This is a genomic window from Oleiphilus sp. HI0067, from assembly GCF_001635735.1.
This window is the reverse complement of the sequence record NZ_LWFI01001690.1, coordinates 1-913: the sequence shown is the minus strand read 5'-3', so window position 1 is coordinate 913 and position 913 is coordinate 1. Positions and strand designations below refer to the sequence as shown.

Annotated in this window: 1 protein-coding gene and 1 pseudogene; both read right to left on the bottom strand. The window is 45.1% G+C overall.

Annotated features, from left to right (window positions below; all coding sequences use genetic code 11):
- Positions 1 to 341 (bottom strand): annotated as a pseudogene (locus A3739_RS26995) (urea ABC transporter permease subunit UrtC); the annotation flags it as partial.
- Position 342: 1 nt separating this feature from the next.
- Positions 343 to 913: urea ABC transporter permease subunit UrtB (gene urtB / locus A3739_RS26990; RefSeq protein WP_068503448.1), on the bottom strand; the 571-nt coding region annotated here is incomplete at its 5' end.

Below are 913 nucleotides of genomic sequence, written 5' to 3'. Positions count from 1 at the left end.
AAATCAGGCAATACTGGATCTCCGTATACACCACGATCACCGATTTGACGCATTAGATACATGCCCATCGCATATCCGCCTAAAGCGAAGAATGCACCATGACCAAGGCTAAGAATACCCAAGTAACCCCAAATCAAATCGACCGCGACAGCCAAAAGAGCAAACGTTAAATACTTGCCCAACAAAGTAACGGTATACGTTGGAATATGCAGTGCGCTGCCTGCCTCAAACATGGTGTTACAGATAACAACCAAGAAGGTCAGCGCTGCAAGCACTCCAAGAAAGATTTTTGTCGCTTTATCAAAGACGACATTATTATCTGTTTGAATAGAACTGATCATGTTAAGCCTCCGCTGCTCGTCCTTTTTGCGGGAACAAACCGCGTGGTTTTTTCTGTATAAACAGGATGATAAATATCAACACGAGTATCTTCGCAAGTACCGCGCCAGACATCGGTTCAAGCAACTTGTTGGCAACGCCTAAGGACATTCCTGCGACGAGCGTTCCCCATAAATTACCAACCCCACCGAATACTACGACCATAAACGAGTCAATAATGTAAGACTGCCCGAGGTTGGGGCCAACATTAGTCAGCTGACTAAGTGCAACACCCGCGACTCCCGCAACACCAGAGCCTAATCCGAATGTAAGTGCATCCACCCACTCAGACCTAACACCCATAGCGCGCGCCATATCTCGGTTTTGCGATACCGCTCGTACCTGAAGGCCCAAAACGGTTTTCTTTAAAATAAAAAACAATAAGGCAAACACAGCCAAACAGAACAGAATGATATAAAGACGATTTAAAGTAATAGAAAAGATAGGATTGAATTCGATCGACCCAGACATCCACTCAGGAGTTTCAACACTACGATTCAGTGGAGAGAAAATAGTACGAACCGCTTGTTGAAGC